Here is a 3,991-nt window from a genome sequence, read left to right as displayed (position 1 = left end):
CACCGGACCCGTCGCCGCCGCGTCGGTTCCCGCCCCCGTCCCGGCCGAGGACGCCGGCACCGCGTGGGAGGGCTTCCGCGGCGGCCTGTGGCGGGACGCGATCGACGTCGCCGACTTCGTCCGCCACAACCACACCCCCTACGAGGGCGACGCCGACTTCCTCGCCGGACCCACCGAGCGCACCACCGCACTGTGGGGCCGGGTGCGGGAACTGCTGCGCGAGGAGCGCGCCCGCGGCGGCGTCCTGGACGTGGACACCGCCACCCCCGCCTCCGTCACCGCCTTCGCGCCCGGCTGGATCGACCGGGACCTGGAGATCGTCGTCGGCCTGCAGACCGACGCCCCCCTCAAGCGCGCCATCATGCCCGCCGGCGGCTGGCGGGTCGTGGAGAACGCCCTGCGCGCCCACGGCCACGAGCCCGACGAGCGGGTCAAGGAGATCTTCACCCGGTACCGCACCACCCACAACGACGCGGTCTTCGACGCCTACACCCCCGAGATCCGCGCCTGCCGCTCCTCCGGCCTGATCACCGGCCTGCCCGACTCCTACGGCCGGGGCCGGATCATCGGGGACTACCGCCGCGTCGCGCTCTACGGCATCGACCGGCTGATCGCCGACAAGCGCGCCGACCAGCACCTGCTCCACGGCCGCTGGCCCACCGAGGAGGTCATCCGCGACCGCGCCGAGACCGCCGAACAGATCCGTGCCCTGGAGGACCTGCGGACGATGGCCGCCTCCTACGGCCACGACATCTCCGGCCCGGCCCGCGACGCCCGCGAGGCCGTCCAGTGGCTGTACTTCGGCTACCTGGGCGCCATCAAGGAGCAGGACGGCGCCGCCATGTCGATCGGCCGCCTCGACGGCTTCCTCGACATCTGGATGCGGCGGGACCTCGACCGCGGCCTGCTCACCGAGGCCGGAGCCCAGGAACTCATCGACGACCTGGTGATCAAGCTGCGGCTGGTCCGCTTCCTGCGCACCCCCGAGTACGACCAGTTGTTCTCCGGCGACCCCACCTGGGTCACCTGGACCATGGGCGGCCTGGGCACCGACGGCCGGCCGCTGGTCTCCCGGACCACCTTCCGCGTCCTGCGCACCCTGTACAACCTCGGCCCGGCGCCCGAGCCCAACCTCACCGTGCTCTGGTCCCCGGAGCTGCCCCTCGGTTTCCGCGCCTACGCCGCCCGGGTGGCGGCGGAGACCAGCGCCCTGCAGTTCATCTCCGACGAATGGCTGCGCCCCCGGTTCGGCGACGACACCGCCATCGCCTGCTGCGTCTCGCCGATGGTGACCGGCCGCCAGATGCAGTTCTTCGGCGCCCGGGTCAACCTCGCCAAGGCCCTGCTGTACGCGATCAACGGTGGCCGGGACGAGGTCACCGGCGAGACCGTGCTCGAGGGGTTCGAGCCGATCACCGGCGACGTGCTGGACGCCGAGGAGTTGGCGGAGCGCTACGACGCGGTGCTGGACCGGCTGGCCCGCACCTACATGCACGCCCTCAACGTCATCCACACCATGCACGACCGGTACAACTACGAGCGGCTGGAGATGGCGCTCCACGACCGCGACGTGGAACGCACCATGGCCTGCGGCATCGCCGGCCTCGCCGTCGCGGCCGACTCGCTGTCCGCCGTGCGGCACGCCCGGGTGGAGGTCATCCGCGACGAGCGCGGCCTGGCCGTCGACTACCGCGTCCACGGCGAGTACCCGGCCTACGGCAACCTCGACGAGCGCGCCGACTCCATCGCCCGCGACCTGGTCTCCGGCTTCATGCGCAGGCTGCGCCGGCTGCCCGCGTACCGGCGGGCCCGGCCCACCCAGTCGGTGCTGACCATCACCTCCAACGTGGTCTACGGCCGGATGACCGGCGCCACCCCCGACGGCCGCCCGGCCGGGGTGCCCTTCTCGCCCGGCGCCAACCCGATGAACGGCCGGGACACCCGCGGCGCGCTGGCCTCCGCACTGTCGGTGGCGGGCCTGCCCTTCCCCGACGCGGAGGACGGCATCTCGCTCACCACGACCTTCGCCCCGGTCTCCCTGGGCCGGGTCCCGGAGGAGCGGGTGACCCACCTGGTGGGCGTCCTCGACGGACACGTGGCCGCCGGCGGCTACCACATGAACGTCAACGTCCTGGAGGAGGCGACGCTGCGGGACGCCATGGAGCACCCCGAGGAGTACCCCGACCTCACCATCCGGGTCAGCGGCTACGCCGTGCACTTCACCCGCCTCACCCGCGAGCAGCAGCTCGACGTGCTGGCCCGCACCTTCCACGGGAGCGTGTGATGACCCCCCGTCCGCCGGTCCCCGCCCTCTCCCCGGAGGCGGGGCCCGGCCCGGCCGGCACCCTCACGGACCTGCCGTGCCCCGTCGCCGTCACCCCGGCGGCGGCGGTGGCCCGGCGGCCGGTCACCGGCTCGGTCCACTCCACCGACATGTCGATCGGCGTCGACGGCCCCGGCTCCCGATTCGTCGCCTTCCTCGCCGGCTGCCCGCTGTCCTGCCTGTACTGCCACAACCCCGACACCCGTTACCTGCGCAACGGCACCCGGATGTCCGCCGACGACCTGGTGGCCGACATCGCCCGCTGCGCGACCTTCCTGCGGGCCGCCGGCGGCGGCGTCACCCTCAGCGGCGGCGAGCCGCTGTTGCAGCCGGTCTTCGCCGGCGAGGTGCTGCACCGCTGCCGGCGCGAACTCGGCCTGCACACCGCCCTGGACACCTCCGGTTTCCTCGGACCCCGGGCCTCCGACGCGCTGCTGGCCGACACCGACCTGGTGCTGCTCGACATCAAGTCATGGGATCCGGAGACGTACACCCGGGTCACCGGCCGCGACCTGCGACCCACCCTGGAGTTCGCCCGGCGCCTGGAGCGGCTGGGGCGCGAGGTGTGGGTGCGGTTCGTGCTGGTACCGGGCCTCACCGACGATCCCGACAACATCGACGGCGTCGCCCGGTTCGCGGCCTCGCTGAACAACGTCAGCCGGGTGGACGTGCTGCCCTTCCACCGGCTGGGAGCCGCCAAGTGGGAGGCGATGGGGATCCCGTTCCCCCTGGCCGACACCCCGCCGCCGACCGCCGAACAGGTCACCGCGGCGCGGGAGATCTTCATCGCACGCGGTCTGACCACCGTGTGACCCCCGGCTGCCGTGTGACCCCCGGCTGCCCCGCGCCGGCCGGCTGCCCCGGCGCGGGGTACGGACCCGGGCGCGCGGGCACGCGCCCGGCCGGCCGGTCCGGGGGTTCCGGGGTCTCCCGGGCGCCAGGGGGGATCGGTCCGCGGGCCGGGGCCGTCGTGCAGTTCCAGCACCTCGAACCCCGCGGTGGCCAGCAACAGCCGGAGTTCCTGGGGGAAGAGCAGCCGCCAGGCGGATCGCTGCTCGACCGCCGGGGAGCCGTCGTCGGCCGTCCAGACCCGCCTGCGGCGGAGGAGTTGGGCGGCCCGGTCCACCCACAGCGTGGTGACCGAGGTGTGGGTGACGCCCTCGACGGTGAACGAAGCGGTGCGGGGCCCGTCGAGGAGTTCGGTGCGCCCGAGGAAGAAGGCCCCGTTGCGCATCTCGGCCACCAGCAGCCCGCCCGGGGCCAGGTGGTCCCGGCAGGAGGCGAGGAACCCCCCGAGTTCCCGGTTGGTGTGGCAGTACAACAGGGCGCTGTCCAGACAGACCACCGCGTCCACCGTGCGGCGCAGGTCGAAGGAGCGCAGGTCGGCCCGCAGGTATTCCGGGCCCGGGTGGTGGGCGCGGGCGTGGGCGAGCATGGTCGTCGACAGGTCGACACCCGTCACACGGCGGCCCGCGCGGTGCAGGTGGGCGGCGTCCCGACCGGTGCCGCAGCCGGCGTCCAGGACCCGGGGCCCGCGCCGTGGCGGCGCAGGACTTCCTCGACCCAGCGGGCGGCGATGTGTTCGGGATCGGGAAAACGGAGCTCGTAGAGGTCGGGGCGATCGGTGAGCAGGTTTCCCGAGCCGCCCGCCGGGTCGGGGCCGGGGGG

2 protein-coding genes and 1 pseudogene are annotated in these 3,991 nt (G+C 73.9%); 2 read left to right on the top strand and 1 reads right to left on the bottom strand.

Going from position 1 to position 3,991, the window contains the following annotated elements:
- The first annotated feature begins 85 nt into the window (after positions 1 to 85).
- Together pflB and pflA are read left to right on the top strand one after the other, a co-directional pair.
- Positions 86 to 2,284, top strand: a complete 2,199-nt coding sequence (gene pflB / locus FNQ90_RS15020; protein WP_182606844.1) for a formate C-acetyltransferase — start codon at positions 86 to 88, stop codon at positions 2,282 to 2,284.
- Positions 2,284 to 3,135 carry a pyruvate formate-lyase-activating protein gene (pflA, locus tag FNQ90_RS15015; protein ID WP_182606843.1) on the top strand — a complete coding sequence of 284 codons (852 nt, stop codon included), beginning with the start codon at positions 2,284 to 2,286 and terminating at the stop codon, positions 3,133 to 3,135. Before pflB ends, pflA begins: the two co-directional genes overlap by 1 nt.
- A gap of 86 nt (positions 3,136 to 3,221) precedes the next feature.
- Here pflA and FNQ90_RS15010 read toward each other — a convergent pair.
- Positions 3,222 to 3,955, bottom strand: a pseudogene (locus FNQ90_RS15010) (class I SAM-dependent DNA methyltransferase); the annotation flags it as partial.
- Between the last annotated feature and the right edge of the window lie 36 nt (positions 3,956 to 3,991).

The sequence above is a fragment of the Streptomyces alkaliphilus genome, from assembly GCF_014141535.1.
In the GTDB taxonomy this organism is placed as follows: domain Bacteria; phylum Actinomycetota; class Actinomycetes; order Streptomycetales; family Streptomycetaceae; genus Streptomyces; species Streptomyces alkaliphilus.
The sequence above is the reverse complement of the archived record's forward strand: the minus strand, read 5'-3'. Positions and strand labels throughout refer to the sequence as shown.